Annotated in this window: 13 protein-coding genes; 4 read left to right on the top strand and 9 right to left on the bottom strand. The window is 58.7% G+C overall.

All coding sequences use genetic code 11. From position 1 onward, the window contains the following. The first annotated feature begins 3 nt into the window (after positions 1-3). Positions 4-264 (top strand): class I ribonucleotide reductase maintenance protein YfaE, encoded by a 261-nt coding sequence (gene yfaE, locus ACNT1W_RS18785; RefSeq protein ID WP_012145988.1) that lies wholly within the window; start codon positions 4-6, stop codon positions 262-264. A gap of 60 nt (positions 265-324) precedes the next feature. Here yfaE and ACNT1W_RS18790 read toward each other — a convergent pair whose 3' ends face one another. Together ACNT1W_RS18790 and ACNT1W_RS18795 are read right to left on the bottom strand one after the other, a co-directional pair. Next, a complete protein-coding gene (locus ACNT1W_RS18790) occupies positions 325-477 on the bottom strand; it encodes a Hok/Gef family protein (RefSeq protein WP_012145989.1) in 153 nt (50 codons plus the stop codon). A 227-nt stretch (positions 478-704) separates the two neighbouring features. Beyond that, positions 705-1,901: a nicotinamide mononucleotide deamidase-related protein YfaY gene (locus ACNT1W_RS18795; RefSeq protein ID WP_218216827.1), complete on the bottom strand. Its 1,197-nt coding sequence runs from the start codon at positions 1,899-1,901 to the stop codon at positions 705-707. A gap of 244 nt (positions 1,902-2,145) precedes the next feature. On the opposite strand from ACNT1W_RS18795, the gene tyrP reads away from it, so the two are divergent. Then, complete coding sequence (gene tyrP, locus ACNT1W_RS18800; protein ID WP_012145991.1) at positions 2,146-3,354, top strand: tyrosine transporter TyrP; 1,209 nt, start codon at positions 2,146-2,148, stop codon at positions 3,352-3,354. Positions 3,355-3,404: 50 nt separating this feature from the next. Here the strand turns inward: tyrP and ACNT1W_RS18805 are convergent, their stop codons facing one another. Further along, entirely contained in the window at positions 3,405-3,947 is a 543-nt protein-coding gene (locus tag ACNT1W_RS18805; protein WP_012145992.1) for a YfaZ family outer membrane protein, read from the bottom strand. Between the two features lie 327 nt (positions 3,948-4,274). Between ACNT1W_RS18805 and katA the strand changes: the two genes are divergently transcribed. Then, positions 4,275-5,711, top strand: coding sequence for a catalase KatA (gene katA, locus ACNT1W_RS18810; RefSeq protein ID WP_112364082.1), 1,437 nt, complete (start codon positions 4,275-4,277; stop codon positions 5,709-5,711). A 38-nt stretch (positions 5,712-5,749) separates the two neighbouring features. Here katA and menE read toward each other — a convergent pair whose 3' ends face one another. The 6 genes from menE to menF all read right to left on the bottom strand — a co-directional run bounded on the left by menE (position 5,750) and on the right by menF (position 12,960). After that, on the bottom strand, positions 5,750-7,135 hold the full coding sequence (menE, locus tag ACNT1W_RS18815; RefSeq protein WP_419246003.1) for an o-succinylbenzoate--CoA ligase: 1,386 nt from the start codon (positions 7,133-7,135) through the stop codon (positions 5,750-5,752). Beyond that, positions 7,123-8,106 carry an o-succinylbenzoate synthase gene (menC, locus tag ACNT1W_RS18820; RefSeq protein ID WP_419246004.1) on the bottom strand — a complete coding sequence of 328 codons (984 nt, stop codon included), beginning with the start codon at positions 8,104-8,106 and terminating at the stop codon, positions 7,123-7,125. The genes menE and menC overlap by 13 nt, the downstream gene beginning before the upstream one ends. Then, positions 8,106-8,963, bottom strand: a complete 858-nt coding sequence (menB, locus tag ACNT1W_RS18825; RefSeq protein ID WP_012145996.1) for a 1,4-dihydroxy-2-naphthoyl-CoA synthase — start codon at positions 8,961-8,963, stop codon at positions 8,106-8,108. The genes menC and menB overlap by 1 nt, the downstream gene beginning before the upstream one ends. Positions 8,964-8,974: 11 nt before the next feature. Continuing rightward, on the bottom strand, positions 8,975-9,745 hold the full coding sequence (gene menH, locus ACNT1W_RS18830; protein ID WP_261277578.1) for a 2-succinyl-6-hydroxy-2,4-cyclohexadiene-1-carboxylate synthase: 771 nt from the start codon (positions 9,743-9,745) through the stop codon (positions 8,975-8,977). After that, positions 9,742-11,415: a 2-succinyl-5-enolpyruvyl-6-hydroxy-3-cyclohexene-1-carboxylic-acid synthase gene (gene menD, locus ACNT1W_RS18835; protein WP_419246005.1), complete on the bottom strand. Its 1,674-nt coding sequence runs from the start codon at positions 11,413-11,415 to the stop codon at positions 9,742-9,744. Before menD ends, menH begins: the two co-directional genes overlap by 4 nt. Positions 11,416-11,667: 252 nt before the next feature. Further along, entirely contained in the window at positions 11,668-12,960 is a 1,293-nt protein-coding gene (gene menF / locus ACNT1W_RS18840) for an isochorismate synthase MenF (protein ID WP_419246006.1), read from the bottom strand. A 286-nt stretch (positions 12,961-13,246) separates the two neighbouring features. Here menF and ACNT1W_RS18845 point away from each other — a divergent pair, with 286 nt between their 5' ends. Next, complete coding sequence (locus ACNT1W_RS18845; RefSeq protein WP_419246007.1) at positions 13,247-21,889, top strand: GH36-type glycosyl hydrolase domain-containing protein; 8,643 nt, start codon at positions 13,247-13,249, stop codon at positions 21,887-21,889. Positions 21,890-21,923 lie beyond the last annotated feature (34 nt).

Raw genomic sequence — 21,923 nt, forward strand, 5'->3', positions numbered from 1 at the left:
GCGATGGCATCATCAATCGTCACGCTGCGTGCCAGTGGTACGCAGCTATCCTGCCCCAAAAGTGAAAACTGTCTGCTCGACGTGCTGGAATTGCACGACGTTGAGGTGGAATACCAGTGCCGTTCCGGCTATTGCGGCGCCTGCCGCCTGAAGTTGGTGAAAGGTGATGTGGTTTACCGACAGCCGCCATTGGCATTTATCAACGACGGTGAAATCCTGCCCTGCTGCTGTATGCCACTGACCGATATCGAGCTGGAAATTTGAAGAGTTGGGTGCCTGAACCACGCCTGAAGACCAGAAGGCGGGGTTTCCCCCGCCCTATGATTACCGCTTCACATCACAAGCTAACCTGATCAATATAGTGATATTTTCCTGATAGATTGTCAGCTCACACAGTGAGTCTCTTATCATCCAAATGAATATCAAAATAGTAATACATACAACAGTTAACGAGTGAAACACATGCTTTAACCGCATGCTTGCCTCCTTGCTGTGAAGGGGCTACCATAACGGTGTCTAGGCGTTAGGGCAGCCCCATTCTGATTGATAGTCAGTTTGGGGCTTTCATCTATCCGCCTTGCCACACAATGCCCAAGACGAATAGTCTCAAGCACCCGCAGCGATTGTAACAGCCTATCTTCAACGCGATAACCCCTTATAATGTTATGATTAATAAGGGATATATCACTACCATCAAGCATTCTCTACTCGATAATCTCGACGATCTCCAGCCAGCCGTTTTTCCCACACACTGGCCCACCGTTCAGCCAGCGCCGCAGCATGTCCAATGCCAGCATTGCTACCGACTCTTGCCGTAACCGTAAACCATGACGCGCTGCCCGGTAACGAACCGTCTGCCCGATACCGCCTTTCGGCGTGTGCAGCACCACGCTCACCTGGTCACCGCTCATGGCACTGACCGCCAGCGCCAGCTGTGCCCCGGTCAGTTCCGCCAGAGAACGAGCGCGGGCCAGCGTGGTTTCCAGTGTTTCCACACAGTGCGACGGTAGCAGCTCGCCACCGGCCAGCGGTGCGCCTTCGGTCTGCAACTGCAGATTGATCAATCCGGCGCTGAACTGTTCGCTCAGCGCCAGCTTTAACCCTTGCTGGTTCAAGCGTTGCGTCAGTGCTGCCGGCAGGCCAATAGTGCCCTCAAACAGGGTGTTGTCACCCGCCACCTGGCGTACCCGTTCCCAGGCCTGCTCCATCGCCGCACGCTGGCTGACCGGGCCGGTCAGCTTCAGCTCAATGATCGGGCTGGAAGAGCGGTAACCGAGCACCACTTCCGGCGGTAGCGGCATGCCATCGAGTTCGGCGGCCAGATCGCTCTCGGAGGTACCAAAGGTGGTTAAACGCAAACACAGCGGCGCAGCCGGCAAGGTAAAGCGCTCGCGCAGGCGCGGGACAATTTGCTGCTCGACCATCACTTTAAATTCAGAAGGGACACCGGGGGTGAAAAACATCGTGCACCGGTTCAGCTTCAACGCAAAGCCACAGGCGGTACCCACCGGGTTATCGAGCATCTCGGCGTTTGCCGGGATCTGCGCCTGTTTACGGTTTGAAGCCGCCATCGGCCGACCACGTTCGGCAAAATAAGCCTCCATACGCGCCAACCATTCAGCATGTTCCACCAGCTCAACACCACAAGCGCTAGCCGCCGCCAGCGCGCTGAGATCGTCACTGGTCGGCCCCAGACCGCCGTTCACGATCAGCACATCGGCGATGTGGCTACGCTCCAGTAATGTTTCAATCAAAGAGGAGAGGCTGTCCCCCACCGTTTCACGGCCGCTCATCGGCATACCCTGCTGGAACAGATAATCAGCCAGCCAGGCGGCGTTGGTATCTATAATTTGCCCGTGCAGCACCTCATCACCGGTGCTGAGCATCTCCACCCTTAACATTGATCTCTCCCACATTTTCTGATCATTCCACTATAGAAGCCTGTAAATAAGTTTTCACTACGCATTGCCGGTTAATTTCTGTCGAAGGCACTTTTTTGCGACATCACGCGGCCCACCAATGCGTAAACTTAAGTTAACACCACCCGTAACGCCTGTTTGACACAAAATAATCCATCAACTATCCTGCCGCACTTAGAATGAGTTACCTATAATTTTCCAAAATCTTTGGCTGGTAGAGAAAAACGTGAAGAATCGCACGCTTGGCAGTGTTTTTATCGTGGCAGGAACCACCATTGGCGCAGGGATGTTGGCGATGCCACTGGCGGCGGCCGGTGTCGGCTTTGGCGTCACGCTGGGTCTGTTGGTCGGACTGTGGCTGTTGATGTGTTATACCGCGCTGCTGTTGGTCGAGGTTTATCAGCATGAACAGGCGGATACCGGCCTCGGGACTCTGGCAAAACGCTATCTTGGCGGCGGCGGCCAATGGCTGACCAGTTTCAGCATGATGTTCCTGATGTATGCCCTGACTGCGGCCTATATTAGCGGTGCCGGCGAATTACTGGCGGCCAGCATCAGCCAATGGACCTCGCAGGATTTCCCCACCACGCTCGGCGTGCTGCTGTTTACTCTGGTGGCCGGCGGCGTCGTCTGCATCGGCACCCATTCGGTCGATCTGTTTAACCGTATCCTGTTCAGCGCCAAAGTGGTGTTCCTGATTGTCATGCTGGGGCTGATGTTGCCCAATATCCACCAGACCAACCTGATGACCCTACCGCTGGAGCAAGGGCTGGCGCTATCGGCCATTCCGGTGATTTTCACTTCGTTCGGCTTCCACGGCAGCGTGCCCAGCATTGTTAACTACATGGGCGGCAATATCCGTAAACTGCGCTGGGTGTTCATTATCGGCAGCGCCATTCCACTGGTGGCCTATATTTTCTGGCAGTTGGCGACGCTAGGCAGCATCAGCTCCACCACTTTCGTCGGCATTCTGGCACAGCAAGCCGGTCTGAACGGCCTGTTGCAGGCGGTACGAGACGTCGTGGCGTCCCCACACGTCGAACTGGCGGTACACCTGTTTGCCGATCTGGCGCTGGCAACCTCGTTCCTTGGTGTCGCGCTCGGGCTGTTTGATTTCCTGGCCGATCTGTTTAAACGCCAGGACAACGTGCGAGGTCGTCTGCAGACCGGTGCCATCACTTTCTTGCCGCCGTTGGCTTTCGCTCTGTTCTACCCACGTGGCTTTGTGTTGGCTCTGGGTTTTGCCGCCATTGCGCTGGCGGTGCTGGCGCTGTTGCTGCCATCATTATTGGTGTGGAAAACACGTCAGCAGCATCAGGCAAAATACCGCGTCTGGGGCGGCACACCGGCACTGGCACTGGTGTTTGTTTGCGGAATAACGGTGATTGCCATTCAGTTGGGCATTGCCAGCGGCATTCTGCCGGCGGTTGGGTAATAGATTGAACGATAAAACTAAGGGGCCGCTTGGCCCCTTTGTTATTTGCATCAGAAACTCAGACCGACACCAATATACGGGCCATCGGCCAGGGTGTTGTCACGACGTCCGTCCTTCCCTTCCATCTTCATGTAGCGATAACCCACATCTACGCTGAGCGGGCGGAAAATATTCCAACGCAGGCCGCCGCTGGCCTCGTTATACGCCTTCACGCCGCTGGTCAGCGAATCCGGGGCAAAATAACCTTCGCCATGCAGGCTGAAGTAACGGGAGATAGCCCAGTCCAGGCCGCCGCCCAACGCCAATGCTCCGCCGTCACTGCCGTCTTTCGGGCTTAGATACAACGCCTTGCCACCCACAGTGGCGGTCAACGGCCCCAGCGGCACACCGAAACTCAGCCCCAGGCTACCGACGTTGCCGTCATGATCGCTGCGCGCCCAGTTGCCGGTTATTCCCAAGCCGGAATTGCCGGTATCCTGGCCGAAACCAAGATTGGTGTAATGCTGCCCGGCCTCGCCCGACAGGCTGAGTGCGCTCGCCGCACCGGTCACAAACAGCATACTTGCTGCGCAGGCGACCAAAGTCTTTTTCATCATCTATCCCTCTTGCTGCTTCATCCATTACGAATGATATGAATTAACCCGTAATAATACCGTCACAAGTCTATACCAAAGCGCAATCGGTCTTTAAGGGATAAATCCCTAATTAATCAAAGAAATGTAAAGTTCTGCAAGCAAAGGTCTCATTCACTGAGGTAATGGCAACGATAACTCAGACCTATTTGCCGCAGCCGTTCAATAGGTCTACAACTAGTAGTGGCATTGACCCAAGTCAGGGTAACCACGCCCTGCCAGATTATGATGATGAACGCTTACGCCGCCAGAATCTTAACTCGATTGCACTACAATAAGGAGCAAGTGATGAGCAAGAAAGGACTGACCACCGCAGCCGGCGCCCCGGTTGTCGATAATAATAACGTGATCACCGCCGGCAAACGCGGCCCGATGTTGTTACAGGACGTGTGGTTTCTGGAAAAACTGGCCCATTTCGACCGTGAAGTGATCCCCGAGCGCCGCATGCACGCCAAAGGTTCCGGCGCCTACGGCACTTTCACCGTCACCCACGACATTAGCCAATACACCCGCGCAAAAATCTTCTCTGAAATCGGCAAGCAAACTGACATGTTCATCCGCTTCTCCACCGTAGCCGGTGAGCGCGGGGCCGCCGACGCCGAGCGTGACATTCGTGGTTTCGCCATGAAGTTTTATACCGAGGAAGGCAATTGGGATCTGGTGGGTAACGACACGCCGGTATTCTATCTGCGCGATCCGCTGAAATTCCCCGACCTTAACCACGTAGTCAAACGCGATCCGCGCACCAATCTGCGTAACCCAACCTACAAGTGGGACTTCTTCTCGCTGTCACCGGAAAGCCTGCATCAGTTGACCATCGACTTCAGTGACCGCGGTATTCCTAAATCCTATCGCCATATGCATGGTTTCGGCAGCCATACCTTCAGTTTTATCAATGCCAACAATGAACGCTTCTGGGTGAAGTTCCACTTCCGTTGCGAACAGGGCATTGAAAACCTGATGGATGATGAAGCAGAAGCGATTATCGCCAAAGACCGTGAAAGCTCACAACGCGATCTGTATGAGGCCATCGAACGGGGTGATTTCCCGCGCTGGAAGCTGCAAATCCAGATCATGCCAGAACACGAAGCCTCTCAGACGCCATACAACCCATTCGATCTGACCAAGGTATGGCCGCATGGCGACTATCCGCTGATCGACGTGGGTTTCTTCGAGCTGCACCGCAACCCGGAAAACTACTTCTCAGAAGTGGAGCAGGTGGCGATGAACCCGGCCAACGTGGTACCCGGCGTGAGTTTCTCGCCGGACAAGATGCTGCAGGGGCGTCTGTTCTCCTACGGGGATACGCACCGTTATCGTCTGGGCGTAAATCACCATCAAATCCCGGTGAACAGCCCAAAATGCCCGTTCCACAACTATCATCGTGACGGTGCGATGCGCGTGGACGGTAACAGCGGCAACGGAGCCACCTACGAGCCAAACAGTTTCGGCCTGTTCCAGGAGCAACCGGACTTCAGCGAACCGCCGCTGAGCATTGAAGGTGCCGCTGACCACTGGAATCACCGTGAAGACGATGATTACTACAGCCAGCCGCGCGCGCTGTTCAACCTGCTGAGTGCCGAAGAACACCAACGCATGTTCACCCGCATCGCCGGCGAACTGTCGCAGGTGCCGGAACAGATCCAGCGTCGTCAGGTTGAATTGTTTACCAAAGTGCACCCGAATTACGGTGCCGGCGTAGCCAAGGCGTTAGGTCTGAAATAACCCGCGTTACCCTCAAGGCCGCCTTCAGGCGGCCATTTTTATTGAGCCGAGATCTGCTCCGCCGCCCATTGCTGCAACTGACGGCGCGAAATCTTGATGCCCCCGGCTTTCAACTCATTCGGCATCGCCAACAGCGCCATTGGCCGCTGGAAGTTCACCAGCCGATCCTGCGACCAGGCCAGCAGTTCCTCTAGCGAGAGAGGCTCCTCACTGTCGATCACCGCCACCGGCCGTTGGCCAAACTCGGCGTCATCCACCGGCACCACCACTACTTGTGAAATTTGCGGATGGGCCGCCAATACGCGCTCAATATCTTCTGGCTGAACACCTTCCCCACCGCTGAAAAACAGGTTGTCCAACCGACCGATAATTCGCAGCTCACCCTGCTCCATGACGCCACGATCGCGAGTATGGAACCAGCCTTGCTCATCGACAATCGGCAGCAAGCAACCCTGCAGCCAGTATCCCAGCGCCAGACTCCGCCCGTGGATCCACACCTCTTCATTCACCAGTTTAATTTCCCGGCCAGCCAGCGGCAGCCCAACGCCCGGCCGTGCATCGGCGCGTTTGGCACACACCGTGGAAGCCAGTTCGGTCAGCCCATAGCCGCACCAGCAGCGGATACCCGCAGCCTCTGCCTGTTTGGTCAGTTCTACCGGGATCATCGCGCCCCCCAGCAGCACTTTTTTCAGCGTCAGGGCTGCCAGCGGCTGTGCCAGCAGGCGCCAGAGCTGAGTCGGCACCAGGGATGCATGAGTACAGCCCGCCAGAGCATCGGCCAACGGATGCATATCACGGACCACCAGCGTGGCCCCTGCCAGCAACCAGCGCCAGACAATGCCCTGTCCGGAAACGTGAAATAAGGGTAACGACAGCAACCAGCGATCCTGCGCCTGGAAATCCATCAACTGCAGTACGCCTTCGGCACTGGCCAAATGGCCGGCGTAACTGTGCGCGGCCGCTTTCGGTCTGCCGCTGGAACCGGAAGTCAGGGTCAGGGTCGCCAACCGCTGAGGATCCCAACGCGGCGGATTCAGCCAGCGGGATTCGGTAGACGGGGGATTTAAACGGATGATCCTGGTCGGCAAGGCTGGCAGTTGATCCGGGCTGAAGGCAAAGTCGATATCCAGCTCGGGCAACAGCGTCCCCAGTAAGGAAACGGGGAGCGTCGGATTCAACGGCAGCAGCCGCGCACCGCATTGCAACAGCGCCAGATAGGCCAGCAACAAGGGATAACTGTTCTTGCCGAACAACGCCACGCCACAGCCTGGCTCCACCCCCTGGTGCTGAAAATCCGCCGCCAGCTTATCCACCTGACGGCGTAACACCAGCCAACTCACCGGCTGATGGCCGACAACCAGCGCCGCCGCCTGCGGACGCCGCTGCGCCCAATGTCGCCACGGCCAGTCATTCAACTGCGCCATAAACACTCCAACTCTTGCGTCTCCAATAACGGCAGCCGGCTATCCGGCCAGCGTCGCAGTAATTGCGCCTGCATCAAATCCAGCGTGTCTAGCCCAGGGACGGTCGTCGGCGTCAGCCAGTGCGCGATGCGCGCCAACTGCGTCAATCCCAGGCTGGACTCAATGCTGGAACTGATCACCGCCGTTAATCCCACCGCATGGGCCTGCTCCACCAACGAACGGCAACGGGCCAGGCTGCCGACCAGCGTCGGCTTAATCACTATCGCTGCCACGCCCGGCTCCGCCTGCACCACAAAATCCGCCTCGCGCACGCTTTCGTCCCAGGCAATGGCAATGCCGGTCGCCCGAGCGAAATCCCGTGATTCATCGCGGGTTTTGCAAGGCTCTTCAAGGAAAGCAATGCGATCGCGCACAGCCGGATTGACGTATTTGGCAAACCCATCCGCTTTGGCGCGCGTCCAACTGCGGTTAGCGTCCAGCCGCAGCCTGAGATCCGGCAGTGCCTCCAGCAGCACGTTGACAACCATGCCGTCACGCACCGCTTCATACAGCCCAACCTTCACCTTGGCGACCTTCTCACCCGGCAAAGCAGTCAATACCTCGAACAGCTCATCAGGGTCGCCGGTGCACAACGGCGCTTTACGGTAATCAGCCTGCTGCGGCAGCCGCTGTTCCAGCTCCGCCACCGCGCAACTGGTGCCGAACGCCACCGAGGGTAACGGGCTTTCGGGTGGTAATACCCCACTTTGCCAGTTCTGCAGCCAGTTCAGCGCGGCCTGTTCAGCCTGCGCCAGCGTTTCCTGGCTGAATTCAGGCAACGGCGCGATCTCGCCCCAGCCTTCTTGCTCACCCTGCTGCAGATGGATCAGCAAACCATCGCGGGTTTTTAGCCGCTGATTGCGCAACACAACGCCCGCGTCCATTGGCAGGCTGTAACGGTAAAGGGCCGCGTTACGGGGGGTTGTGTTCATTACGGGTTACGCTTGAATTTGCTGAAGTCCGGCTGGCGCTTTTCGTTAAACGCGTTGCGCCCTTCCTGGCCTTCGTCAGTCATGTAGAACAGCATGGTGGCGTTACCCGCCAGCTCCTGCAGACCGGCCTGACCGTCACAGTCGGCATTCAGGGCCGCTTTCAGACAGCGCAGCGCCATCGGGCTGTTCTGCAGCATTTCGCGGCACCAGCGCACGGTTTCTTTCTCCAGATCGGCCAAAGGCACCACGGTATTGACCAGGCCCATGTCCAAAGCCGCAGCGGCGTCATACTGACGACACAGGAACCAGATTTCGCGAGCCTTCTTCTGACCCACGATGCGCGCCATGTAGGAAGCGCCCCAGCCGCCGTCGAAAGAGCCCACTTTCGGGCCAGTCTGGCCGAAAATAGCGTTGTCCGCCGCAATGGTCAGGTCACACATCATGTGCAGTACGTGGCCGCCACCGATTGAATAGCCTGCCACCATCGCCACTATCGGCTTTGGACAGGTACGGATCTGGCGCTGGAAGTCGAGCACGTTCAGGTGATGTACACCGCTGTCATCCTGATAGCCGCCGTAGTCGCCGCGGACTTTCTGATCGCCGCCGGAGCAGAAGGCTTTGTCACCGGCACCGGTGAGGATAATGGTGCCAATGCCGTCGTCGTAACGGGCATTGGACAACGCCTCGATCATCTCTTTTACCGTATGCGGGCGGAAGGCATTACGTACCTGTGGACGGTTGATAGTGATTTTAGCGATGCCGTCGCTGGACTTGTGATACAGAATATCTTCGAAATCGCCGGAGCAATCCTGCCATTCGATAGCGGCATACAGCTGTTCTTCATTTGGATAGAGCATGTTCGGTTCCTTTAACCAGGGTTAACGAGAAAATTGCGCAGCTCGGCGGCGAACGCCTGCGGATTGGCCAGGTGCGAGTTATGCCCGGCCTGCGGCACGATGCGCAACGGCAACCCGGCGTCGCGCGTCAGCTGCTGAAATTTGTGATCGTCGGCGCCGCATAACACCACCAGCGGCACCGCCAGTTGTTGCAGCTGCGGCGCCAGACAGGGTTGCGTGCCCAGCGAAGTGGCTTCGAGCATGTCCGCCACTGCCGCGCCAGCGTTGTCAGAACGGGCATCGATCAGCGCATCACGGTGCACCGCACTGAGATTGGCGAACACCGGCTGTTGATACCAGTCCGCCAGCACCTGAGCGAGGGGTTCTCGGCGGAAACGCTCAGCCCAGGCCGTATCATGCGCCAAGCGCTGTTCGCGCTGTGCGGCATCGGCCAGCCCTGGATTGCCACCTTCGATAATCACGCCCTGCAGGCCCCGGGGTTCACCGTGACAGGCGTGATACATGGCAATACGTCCGCCCAGCGAATACCCCACCAGCCAATAGCGTTCGATGCCATGCATCTGCAAAGTAGCGCTGATCTGCGCGCTGATATCGTCAAAACTCGTGCAGACGACCGCAACGGAATCGCCGTGGCCGGGCAGATCTATGGCCAACGACGGCCATTCAGGACAACGCGAAGCGATCACTCGCCATTCATTATTATTGCCCAACAGGCCGTGTAACCAGATTAGCCATGGGCGATCGGCTTCGCCCTGTTGCAATACTTTTGTCGCCAGCATCATTGCTCCGTCATCTGTTGCACCAGATGCTGCAGCGTCTGCGCACCATCGCTCGGCGGCACCTGCAGCTCAATCAGCGTAGCGCCACCGTGACGCCAGCCCTGTTCCACCGCCTGCAGCAATTGCCCCCAGTTTTCCGGGCGGGCATAAGCCAGCTGGAACATCGCCGCCGCATGGCTGAACTCTACGTTCTGCGGCATGCAGTAGAACCGTTGCCGGTCTTCTTCCGGCGTCGGCAACAGTGAGAAAATCTGGCCGCCGTTATTATTAACCACAATCAGCACCGTCGGCGCAGAACATTGGCGCAGCAGCGCCAGCGCGTTCAGGTCATACAGTGCCGATAAATCTCCCACCACCGCCAGCGTCGGTTTGGCGGTGGCCCGCTGTACGCCTGCGGCAGTGGAAATCAGACCGTCGATGCCGCTGGCACCGCGGTTGCTGAATACCGGGTAACCGGCCGGCAAGCGGGTCAACGCATCAATCAACCGTACGATCAGGCTGTTGCCGAGGAACAGTTGGCCGTTTTCCGGCAGCAGTTCCGGCAGGCGATGCGCCAACTGCGCCTCGCCAAAGCGGTTAACCAAATGGCCGGAAACCGCATCCAGCGCGTTGTCCGCCAACATCGTCAGCTCATCCGCCCACGGGGTTCGCGGCTGAGCCGGATGCAGTTCGAGCCACTGCGCCACGCTGGAACGGATCCGCCGCCCGCGATGGTGCGCCGGATCGAGACGCCCCGGTAAATCGTCGATTAGCCAATACTCTTGCGGCTGACACTGCTCTTGCCACTGCAGCAGGCGCTTGCCGGTCAGGCTGCTGCCGAACTGCACCACCAATTGTGCCTCGGCCAGCCGTTTTTGCGCCTGCGGCTGGGCCAGCCATAAATCGGCACAAGGCAGCGGCTGCCCGGTCTGGGACAGCACATCACCAATCAGCGGCCAGCCAAGCATCTCGGCCCATTGGGCCAGTTGCTCGCCCTCTTCCGCGCTCATCCGCCCCGCCACTATCACGCCGCGCTTTTGCCGCCAGAAGAACCAGTCCGGTTGCTTGAGCACCTGGTGCGGATCCACTTCCCGCAGCCAGGGGTGGTTGCCTTGCCACCAGTCGCCGAGCGTCGCCGACCAGTCGGCATACTGTTGCTCATCACCGCCGTACAAGGGTTCGGCAAAAGGACAGTTAATATGCAACGCCCCATGCTGCAGGCGTGCCATCGCGCTGTCGACGGTGGACACCAACCAGCGAGCGGGGATGTCCGTCGTCGGCCGCGGCAGATCAATACTCAGCGCCGGATGGCTGGCATACAGGCCGTTTTGGCGGATCGCCTGATTGGCACCGCAGTTGATCAGTTCAGGCGGCCGGTCGGCGGTGAGAAACACCAGCCGTTCACCGGTCAGCCCGGCTTCGATCAAAGAGGGATAAAGGTTAGCGGCGGCGGTGCCGGAAGTGACGATCACCGCCACAGGTTCGCGCGACGCCTTCGCCAGGCCAAGCGCCAAATGGCCCAGCCCGCGCTCATCAAAATGGGTATGGCAGATAAAAGACTTGTTGGCCGCCGCGGCCAGCGTCAACGGCGTAGAGCGCGATCCCGGAGCGATACAGACATGTCGCACTCCATGGCGGGCCAGCGCTTCCAACAGCAACGCCGCCCACCGGCGATTAAAAACACTTGTCGACATAATTCGCTCACAAGTCGGTTAACAGAATCGTCCCCTGGCGCCCGCCAATCGACGGCATGCCAAAAATGATGTTCTGCATTATATGAGTAGTTATCTTTACGACTTTTGCGCCAGCGCAAAAACGCCGTATATCCCGGTGACTTTATGGTAGACAATTAATTGATTTAGAACAAAAAATAAACATAAAAATCACAAGCAGTTTACACTCACCGCGCCATTCGCTCAATAAATCCGGAGCATAAGCAGGGAAATTCAACGCAATGGCTCTGGCAGCAGTAAAGTCAGCAGCCCGGCGGCCTTGTTTTCGATTTCCTGCCACTCTGCCTCGGCGTCAGAACCGGCCACAATGCCGGCACCGGCATAGAGTCGTAATTCCTGGTCGTCAATTTGCGCGCAGCGCAGCGCTACGCAAAACTCACTGCGGGAGGAGGAAAGATAGCCGGCAGATCCGGCATACCAACCACGGGGGAAAGGCTCATGTTGCAAAATAAACTCTCGTGCCGCCTGACGCGGCAACCCGGCTACCGCCGCCGTGGGCTGTAACCGCTGCAGGCAATCGGCATCGTCGTTATCGTTGAGCCGGCCTTCAATACGCCGCCGCAAATGCTGCACCTTACGCAAGCGCACCACTTCGGGCGGCAACACATCCACCGCGTCGGCACCGCCTTGCAGACGCTGGCAGATATCATCCACCACCAGCAGATTCTCATGCTGGTTCTTGCCGTCCTGCAGTAACCACTGCGCCAGCGCCTGGGCTTGCAGCCGATCGGGGTGATTGGCGACGGTGCCTGCCAGCGCTTCGGTCAGCAGATGGCGGCCGTTTCGCAGATACAGTCTTTCCGGGCTGGAGCCGAGAAATGCGGAATGTGCATCAAAGCGCAGCATAAAGTGGTAGCATCGGTGGTTCACGCTGCGGCTGGCATCCATCATCGCCGGTGCAGACAGCGGACAATCCAGCGTCAGTAACGTACTGCGCGCCAACACCACCTTCTCCATCTGTTGCCGGCCTATCGCTTTCAGCGCGTCTTGCAGCATGATTTCCCATCCAGCCCGTTCCGGTCGATGCTGCACCTTTGCCACCTGCGCCTTTAATGGCGTGATGGGCCTTGCAGCCGATACCTGCTCCAGCCAGCGGCCGGCAAACGCCGCATCTTCACGCAGCGAGCTTTCAGAAAACAGATTCAGCGTTAATTGTGTTTCACCGTCACGGCTCAGAATTTCCAGACGGGGCAAAAATAAATGCGCCACGCCGTCAAAAGCATTCAGTCCCCAGACTCGCGCTCCCTCATGCGTCCTGAGAAACGCCTGTGCCTGTCGTGGCTGGGTAAACTGACGCACAGAGCCGCAGACCGCCGCTTCCTCATGCCCGTCGCGATGACGCCAGTAAAACTGCGGGAATGCCGGTTGCACCGCCAGCCATTCCAGCAACCGGGTGGCCAACGGCGCCGGTACCGGCAGTGCAAACTGCCGGAAACCGCCATCAGAAGGCAAATGTTGCTCAAGCTGCTGGCGTAACCGCCTCAGCAATCCCGAAAGTTGTTCCACGACCACCTCAATAACCAAGCTTAATGTAGGGAATTATACGGCAAATCAAGCCAGAACGGCGGAAAAATAGCGTTGGGAGTCAACGTCAGTAGCGGCCAATTGTTTATTAAAATTAAACAATTAGTTCAAAAAACGGCCAGCGTGGGATTATGCAGCTATACTGAGAAAGCATGTTCCTGCCTGCTGTGAACCCAAGCCAGATATACCCGGCGCAAAAAACAGGATATTCACGATCTCCCAGCGGTTTCACCGGCTGTCCTTTGGGTCAGATGTAAGGAGCTTTTGTGTGAAAGAAATACTAATCAATTGGTTAAAAAAGAAACGCAAAACAACCAAAGTAAATTCGTTGCCTGTCCGGCGTGCCAAAGGTGAGCCGGAACCGACAGGTGGCACCATCAAGGCCGAGCTGTTTTCTGTCGACCAAATGGAGCGTTATGGCCAGCGTCTGGCGCGCTCCCACAAGCTGGCGACACGCAAAACTCCCTACTATTTGCTGAAGCGGCTGGACGATAACGAACGCGTTCTGGCTGAAAGCTGTCACCAACTCAGCAACGGCAAGAAAGCCAGCATGACCCCGGCCGGCGAATGGCTGCTGGACAACTACTATCTGATCGAAGAACAAATCCGCGTTGTACGCCACCATCTGCCGAAAACCTTCGGCCGTGGCCTGCCCCAACTGGGGGCGCCGCATAACTGCCCGCGCATCTATGACATTGCTGCCGAAGCCATTGCACACGGAGATGGCCGCTGGGACGCCGAAAGCCTTACGCGCTATATCGCCGCCTATCAAAAAGAAGTCAATTTGACGCTGGGCGAGCTTTGGGCGCTGCCCGGCATGCTACGCCTGGCGTTGATCGAAAACCTGCGGCGCGTCAGCATTGAGGTGGCCCAGGCCCAGCAAGAACGTAACCTGGCCGACAGCTGGGTGACTAAAATGCTGGAGTCAGCGGAAAACGATCCGGCCAACCTGATCGTGGTGATTGCCGATATGGCGCGCTCCAATCCCCCACGCACCAGCGCCTTTGTCGCCGAGCTGGTTCGTCGCCTGCAAGGGCACGGCACCATGCTGGCGCTGCCGCTCACCTGGGTCGAGCAACGTCTGGCCGAGGTCAGCCTGACATCTGATGAATTGATCCACCGTTTTAACCAACAGCTCGCCGTCAGCCAACTGTCGGTCAGCAACAGCATTTCCGGCCTGCGCCAGCTCAGCGAAATGGACTGGGCCGAATTTGTCGAAACAATGAGTCAGGTCGAACAAACCCTGCGAGAGGATCCGGCCGGCGTTTACCCTCTGATGCACTTCAACACCCGCGACAATTATCGCCACGTGATTGAGATGCTGGCGCGGCACTGCCCGCACAATGAGGTGCAGGTTGCCCAACAGGTACTGAATATGGCGCGCGTGGCGTCAGAAATTCCGTCCAGCGATCCCCGTTGCAATCACATCGGTTACTACCTGATTGACGATGGCCGCCCGGAACTGGAGCAGCAGCTTGACGTACGCCTGGGCCGTATTACCCGGCTGCGCCATGCGTTGAATCAGGCACCGTTGCTTTCCTGGCTCGGTAGCCTGAGCCTGATCACCACCGCCTGCTGCGCCGAACTGCTGCGCCACGCTTACAGTACCGGCATCAGTTGGGGGCTGGCGCTGTTGTTTTTCCCGATGGCGATCGTCATCAGTCAATTCGTGCTTAACCTGCTCAGCGAGGTCACCACCCGCAGCCGCACGCCGCAGCCGTTGCCCAGGCTCGACTTCTCCTGCGGTATTCCCGCCGAATTCCGGACTCTGGTGGCCATACCGACGTTAATCGACAGCAAAAGCGGCATTGATAAGTTGATCAATGCCCTTGAGGTTTGTTACCTGGGCAACGCGATGAAACATCTGCACTTTGCCCTGCTTACCGACTTTATCGATGCGCCCCAGCAGCAGCATACGGACGATGCCGAACTGCTGGCCTATGCCAGCCGACAGATGGAGGCGCTGAACGGGCGCTATCCTTGCGAAGGCCCCAGCCACTTTTTCCTGTTTCACCGCAACCGCGAATGGAACGAAAAACAGGGCGTGTGGATGGGGCTGGAGCGTAAACGCGGCAAACTGAACGCGCTGAACGACTGGCTGCGCAACCGCGGTAACGCCTTCTGTACTCAGATTGGCGACGGGCTGGAGGTGCTGAAAAACGTCAAATACGTCATCACCCTGGACAGCGATACCGTCCTGCCGCGTGAAAGCGCTCACCAGTTAATCGCCGCCATGGCGCATCCGCTCAACCAGCCGCAGTATGACGCCCGTCAACAGCGGGTGGTGGAAGGTTATGCCATCCTGCAACCGCGCATGGCCGAAGAGATCCCGAGCTATGGGCAAGGCCGCTATGCCGCACTGTGCAGCAGCACGCCGGGCAATGACCCCTATACGCTAATGGCCTCGGATATCTATCAGGATCTGTTTGGCGAAGGCTCGTTTATTGGCAAGGGCATCTACGACGTGGACGTGTTCTCGCACAGTCTGAAGGGAACCTGCCCGCCGAATCTGGTACTGAGTCACGATCTGCTCGAAGGCTGTTATGCCCGTTCCGGCCTGCTGAGCGACGTGCTGCTGTACGAGCAGTATCCCAGCAACTATCTGGTGGACGTCGCGCGCCGTACCCGCTGGATCCGTGGGGACTGGCAACTGCTCAACTGGCTGCTGCCACGGGTGAAAACAGAAGGCGGCACCCGCACCGCCAACCCACTGAGCACCCTGTCGCGCTGGAAACTGTTCGATAACCTGCGCCGCAGCCTGACGGCGTCCAGCCTGCTACTGTTGCTGTTTTGCGGTTTCGTCTGGCTGCCGAATACCCGTTATTGGCTGGCAGTGTTCGCCATTATTCTGCTGCTCCCTACCCTGCTGGCGCTGGCTCAGGATATTGTGCATAAACCACCGCGCAGACCTTTCCTGCAGCACCTGCGGCTGGCGCTGAACGGCTCGCTGCACCGCCTGGCACAGGTTGGGCTGCGGTTGGCGACGCTACCGCATGAAGCGCTGTACAGCCTGAAAGCGATTGCCGTCACCCTCTGGCGGCTGCTGATCACTCATCGTAACCTGCAGGAGTGGACCAGTTACGATCAATCCAAAAACCGCCAACAGGTCACGCTGGAAAACTTCTACCGCGCTATGTGGATCAACCCGGTGACGGGCCTGACGTTACTGTTCTTCACCGTACTGCATAACCCGATGGCGCTGCTTATCACACTGCCCTTCGCCGCCCTGTGGATCCTGGCCCCCTGGCTGCTGTGCTATCTCAGCCACGAACCGCAGCGCAGCAAGACTGCCATTAACGAAGAGCAGCGGCGCTTCCTGCGCCATACCAGCCGCCAGACCTGGGATTTCTTCAATACCTTCGTCAACCAGCAGGAAAACTGGCTGCCGCCGGATAACTACCAGGAAATACCGGAGCCGGTCGTCGCGCACCGCACTTCACCGACCAATATCGGACTGTCGCTGCTGGCGAATCTCACTGCCTATGACTTCGGCTATCTGACGCTCAGTGAAGCACTACGGCGTATCGAGTTGACGCTCAATACTCTGGATCGCATGGAACACTACCGCGGCCACCTGTACAACTGGTACAACACTCGCACGCTGGAGCCGCTGAACCCACGTTATATCTCCAGCGTCGACAGCGGCAACCTGGCCGGTCATCTGCTGACGCTCAGCGCCGGCCTGCCTGCTCTGGCCCACCAGCCGGTCATTGATCCGCTACGGGTGCTGACCGGGCTGGGCGACAGCCTGCAACTGCTGGAGCAACACTGGGGTGACGCCGCACCGAAGAACCTGCCAAAACTGCGCAACCATTTTGAGCAGGCGCACCACTGCCATCCCGCCGCCCTGCTGGCGGAGCTGAATGCCATGCGAAATTACAGCAATGGGCTGCAGGAACCGGCGCTGAATCACGATGAAGAAACCAAGCGCTGGGCCGGTGCGCTGCATCAACAGCTCAACGAGCTTTGTGCCGAATGGGCGCTGTGGTTCGGTTGGCTGAGCGACGGCCTGTCCGAACTGGAGCAGGTGCCCAGCCTGCACTGGCTGGCAAACCCACCGGAAACATTGAGGCTGTCGCCAGAGCAACAAAGCCCGTTCGACGAGGCCAGCGCCCTGGCACAGGAGCGACTGACCCAGTTGTACAGCCTGCAGCAGCGGCTGGAAAAAATGGCGCAGATGGACTTCAACTTCCTGTATGACGAATCGACCCATTTACTGACCGTCGGCTTTAACTGCGATCAAAACCGCATGGACGGCAGTAAGTACGATTTGCTGGCGTCGGAAATCCGTCTGACCAACTATGTCGCCATCGCCACTAACCAGGTACCCCAACGCAGTTGGTTTGCGCTTGGCCGCCTGTTCACCCTGATCGACCATAAAGCGGCATTGATGTCGTGGAGTGGGTCGATGTTTGAATACCTGATGCCCCAGTTGGTGATGCCCGCCTATCCTGACTCTCTGCTGGTGCAAATGTGCCGGGCGGCGGTGGAGCGACAGATTGCCTGGGGCAAGGAGCGCGGCGTGCCCTGGGGCATTTCCGAATCCGGCTATTTTGGCTTCGATGCCGATCAAAACTATCAATACCACGCCTTTGGCGTGCCAGGGCTGGGCCTGAGGCGCGGGCTGGGTGACGATATGGTGGTTGCGCCTTACGCTACGGTGATGGCGCTGATTGTTGACCCGGACGCCGCCTGCAATAACCTGGTCACGCTGGAACAAAATGGCGCCAAAGGCCGTTACGGTTTCTACGAAGCGCTGGATTACACCACCGCTCGCCTCAGCCGTGGCCAACTGTACGTGATTATCCGTTCTTATATGGCGCACCATCAGGGCATGAGCTTCCTGGCCCTGTCGCACCTGCTGCTGGATGCGCCGATGGTGGCGCGCTTCGCCAACTATCCGGCATTCCAGTCGACGCGGCTGCTGTTGCAGGAACGGGTGCCGGATGCCGTTGAGCTTTACAGCACCCGCCGCCACTTCGAAACGCACGAAGGCACCATTACCCCGGCCAGCTTCGCCGCACGCGAATTTAACCGGGTGGACACGCCGATCCCGGAAGTGCAGTTGCTGTCCAACGTCAATTATCACCTGATGCTGACCCAGGCAGGCGGCAGCTACAGCCGCTGGCAAAACCTGGCGCTAACCCGCTGGCGCGAAGATGCGACCTGCGATAACTGGGGCGCCTTCTGCTACCTGCGCGATCCGCAAACCGGTGAGGTATGGAGTAATACCTGGCAACCGATCGGCGGGGCTGCCAAGGGCTACAGCGCCGTGTTCAATGATGCCGGTGCCGAGTTCCAGCGCCAACAGGGGTCGCTGTCGGTCAAAACGCAGATCGTGGTGTCACCGGAAGACGATATCGAGCTACGCCGTGTGACGCTGGTAAACCGCGGGAAACAGCCGCGCACTATCGAAATCACCAGCTATGCGGAAGTGGTGCTGGCACCCGCCGGTAACGATCTGGCTCACCCGGCCTTCAGCAATCTGTTCGTACAGACCGAACTGCTGCCGGATCAGGAGGCTATTTTGTGCCACCGTCGCCCGCGCGAACCCCAGGAGAAATGCCCGTGGCTACTACACATGATGACGGTACAGGGGCGTTCCAGCCAAACGTCGTTTGAAACCGATCGCGCCAGGTTTATCGGCCGTGGCCGTACCCCGGCCAACCCGCAGGCGCTGTATCAAAATGCGCCGCTGAGCAACAGCGCCGGTCCGGTCATTGACCCGATCATCGCTATTCGCCAGCGCGTGGTATTGGAACCGAACGTACCGCTGACGCTGGATATTTTCTATGGCGTCTGTGAAGACCGCGTCAGCAGCCTGGCAATGCTGGAGAAATACCGCGACCGTCATCTGGCGGATCGCGTGTTTGAACTGGCCTGGTCGCACAGCCAGGTGGTGCTGCGCCAACTCAACGCCAATGAGGAGGACGCCAATCTGTTCAACCGCCTGGCCAGCGCGGTGGTGTTCCCGGCGCAGGAAATGCGCGCCGCCAGCAACGAAATCATCCAGAACCGACGCGGCCAGTCAGGGCTGTGGGGACATTCGATCTCCGGCGATCTGCCTATTGTCCTGCTGACCGTCACCGACGGTGAAAATATCGAACTGGTGCAGCAACTGATCCAGGCGCACAACTACTGGCGTCTGAAAGGCCTGCAGGTGGATCTGGTGATCCTCAACGAAGACGTCGGCGGCTACCGCCAGGAGCTGCAAAATCAGATCATGAGCCTGATCGCCGCCGGTATGGAATCCACCCAGACCGATAAGCCCGGCGGCATCTTCGTGCGCACCAGCGAGCATATGTCACCGGAAGATCACCGGCTACTGCTTAGCGTGGCACGAATTTATCTCGACGATCGACGCGGTGGCCTGACCGAACAGCTCAACCAGCGCCTGCAACTGCCGCAGGTCCTGCAGCAACCGCTGTCGCCGGTCACCGCCTCGTCGAAACTGGCAACGGTGGATAATCTGCCGCGCAACCTGCATTCACCGCAGCTGCCCGCCATCGACGCGCTGCAGTTCTATAACGGCCTCGGCGGTTTCTCGGAGGATGGTCGCGAATATGTCATTGCGATGAATGAAAGCAAGATCACCCCTGCGCCCTGGTCAAACGTGATCGCCAACCCGATGTTCGGCTCGGTGATCTCGGAAAGCGGCCAGGCCTACACCTGGTACGAAAACGCCCATGAATACCGCCTGACGCCGTGGGATAACGATCCAGTCTGTGACCGCAGTGGGGAAGCCTTCTATCTGCGCGATGAAGAGAATGGACATTTCTGGTCACCGACACCGCTGCCTGCCCGCGGCCGTGGTCACTATCTGACCCGTCACGGTTTCGGCTATAGCGTGTTCGATCACCGCGAAAGCGGCATCGACAGCCAGCTCACCGTGCTGGTGGCCAAAGAAGCGCCGGTAAAACTGTTCCTGCTGACGCTGACCAATACCTCCGGGCGTACCCGAAAGCTGTCGGCCACCGGCTACGTGGAATTTATCCTCGGCGATCTGCGGCAAAAATCGGCTATGCACATCGTCACCCAGGAGGCTACGCTCGATAGCGGCTGCGGCATCCTGGCCACCAACCATTACGGCGGCAGTGGTTCGGAACGAACGGCTTTCTTCGGCGTGACCGGTGCGCACTGTTCTGTCAGTGGCGATCGGCGTGAATTCGTTGGCCGCAACGGATCGCTGACCAGTCCGGCAGTGCTGAAGCTGCGGCGGCTGTCCGGCAAGACCGGCGCGGGCATGGATCCCTGCGGTGCGGTCCAGTCGGCCATCAGTCTGATCGATGGCGATCAGCGCAGCTTTGTCTTCGCTCTGGGCCTTGGACAAAACGCCGATGAGGCCGAAGCGCTGTTGCAAAAATACCTGCGGGAAGACAGCCTGCAGGATGAACTGCAGCAGGTCGCGGCACATTGGGACGCTATTCTCAACAAGGTGCAAATAACCACGCCACAGCCGGCCGTCAACCTGCTGGCCAACGGCTGGTTGCTGTACCAGACCCTCTCGTGCCGCATTCAGGCACGCAGCGGTTACTATCAATCCGGCGGGGCCTTTGGCTTCCGCGATCAATTGCAGGATACGCTGGCGCTGACCCATGCCGCGCCTGAGCGCCTGCGGGAACAGATCCTGCTGTGCGCCTCACGCCAGTTTGTCGAAGGCGACGTACAGCACTGGTGGCATCCGCCGCAGGGCAATGGCGTACGCACGCGCTGTTCGGATGACTATCTGTGGTTGCCGCTGGCGATTTGCCACTACCTGGACGCCACCGACGATCAAGCCATTTTGGAGGAACAAGTGGGCTATCTGGAGGCGCGCAAACTGGCGCCGGGCGAGGAATCCTCTTACGAACAACCGGCGCCTAGTGCGATACAGGAGACGCTGTACCAACATGGCGTGCGGGCGTTGAAACACGGGCTGACCTTTGGTGAGCATGGCCTGCCGCTGATGGGGGCCGGTGACTGGAACGACGGTATGAATATGGTGGGTCTGGAGGGCCGCGGCGAGAGCGTGTGGCTCGGCTTCTTCCTGTTCCATATTTTGCAGCGCTACGGCGCACTGGCGCAGCGTCGTAACGACGCCGAACTGGCCGCGCAGTGCCGTCAACAAGCCGCCACCCTGCGCGATAACCTGCGCGATCACGCCTGGGATGGCGAGTGGTATCGCCGGGGCTATTTCGACAGCGGGGAACCGCTGGGTTCCCATGAATCGACAGAGTGCCGCATCGATGCCATCGCCCAGAGTTGGTCGGTGCTGTCCGGAGCCGGTGATGAGCCACGCAGCCTGCAGGCGATGCAATCGCTGGATAAACATCTGGTCGACGACCAGGCCGGACTGATCAAACTGCTGACGCCGCCGTTTGACGGCAACGGCCCGAATCCGGGCTATATCCGCGGCTATCTGCCCGGCGTGCGCGAGAACGGCGGCCAGTATACCCACGGCGCGGTATGGGCCGTGATGGCCTTTGCCGAAATGGGCAATATTGAACGCGCCTGGGAGTTGATGGCACTGATCAACCCGATCAACCACAGCCTGGACAGCACCGCAGCCGAACGCTACAAGGTCGAGCCTTACGTGGTTACCGCCGATATTTACGCGGTAGCACCCCATGTTGGCCGCGGCGGCTGGAGTTGGTATACCGGATCTGCCGGCTGGATGTACCGGTTGATCGTCGAGTCACTGCTGGGGCTGAAACGCCATGGGGATCGGCTGACCGTCAACACCCGTCTGCCGGCGGACTGGCCACAGGTGACGCTTAACTATCGGGAAGGCGGCAGCGAGTATCAATTGACCGTTCGTCAGGGTCAGGGGGCGGCACAGGTAACTGTCGACGGTGAAATACAGCCGGAGGCGGTGATAACGCTGGTAGACGATGGCAAAAACCATCAGGTAGAGGTGACGCTGGGGCAATAAACATCGGGGCGCGGCGGTGGCCGCGCCCAACTTC

It is taken from the genome of Serratia sp. NFX21, from assembly GCF_048517035.1.
Classification (GTDB): Bacteria; Pseudomonadota; Gammaproteobacteria; order Enterobacterales; family Enterobacteriaceae; genus Serratia; species Serratia quinivorans.

Coding starts and splice junctions, on each gene's coding strand:
- menH (WP_261277578.1), bottom strand. CDS start 9,745: ATGATGCTGGCGACAAAAGTATTGCAACAGGGCGAAGCCGATCGCCCA.
- ACNT1W_RS18790 (WP_012145989.1), bottom strand. CDS start 477: ATGCGGTTAAAGCATGTGTTTCACTCGTTAACTGTTGTATGTATTACT.
- menE (WP_419246003.1), bottom strand. CDS start 7,135: ATGGCGCAGTTGAATGACTGGCCGTGGCGACATTGGGCGCAGCGGCGT.
- menD (WP_419246005.1), bottom strand. CDS start 11,415: ATGTCGACAAGTGTTTTTAATCGCCGGTGGGCGGCGTTGCTGTTGGAA.
- katA (WP_112364082.1), top strand. CDS start 4,275: ATGAGCAAGAAAGGACTGACCACCGCAGCCGGCGCCCCGGTTGTCGAT.
- ACNT1W_RS18795 (WP_218216827.1), bottom strand. CDS start 1,901: ATGTTAAGGGTGGAGATGCTCAGCACCGGTGATGAGGTGCTGCACGGG.
- ACNT1W_RS18805 (WP_012145992.1), bottom strand. CDS start 3,947: ATGAAAAAGACTTTGGTCGCCTGCGCAGCAAGTATGCTGTTTGTGACC.
- menB (WP_012145996.1), bottom strand. CDS start 8,963: ATGCTCTATCCAAATGAAGAACAGCTGTATGCCGCTATCGAATGGCAG.
- yfaE (WP_012145988.1), top strand. CDS start 4: ATGGCATCATCAATCGTCACGCTGCGTGCCAGTGGTACGCAGCTATCC.
- menC (WP_419246004.1), bottom strand. CDS start 8,106: ATGAACACAACCCCCCGTAACGCGGCCCTTTACCGTTACAGCCTGCCA.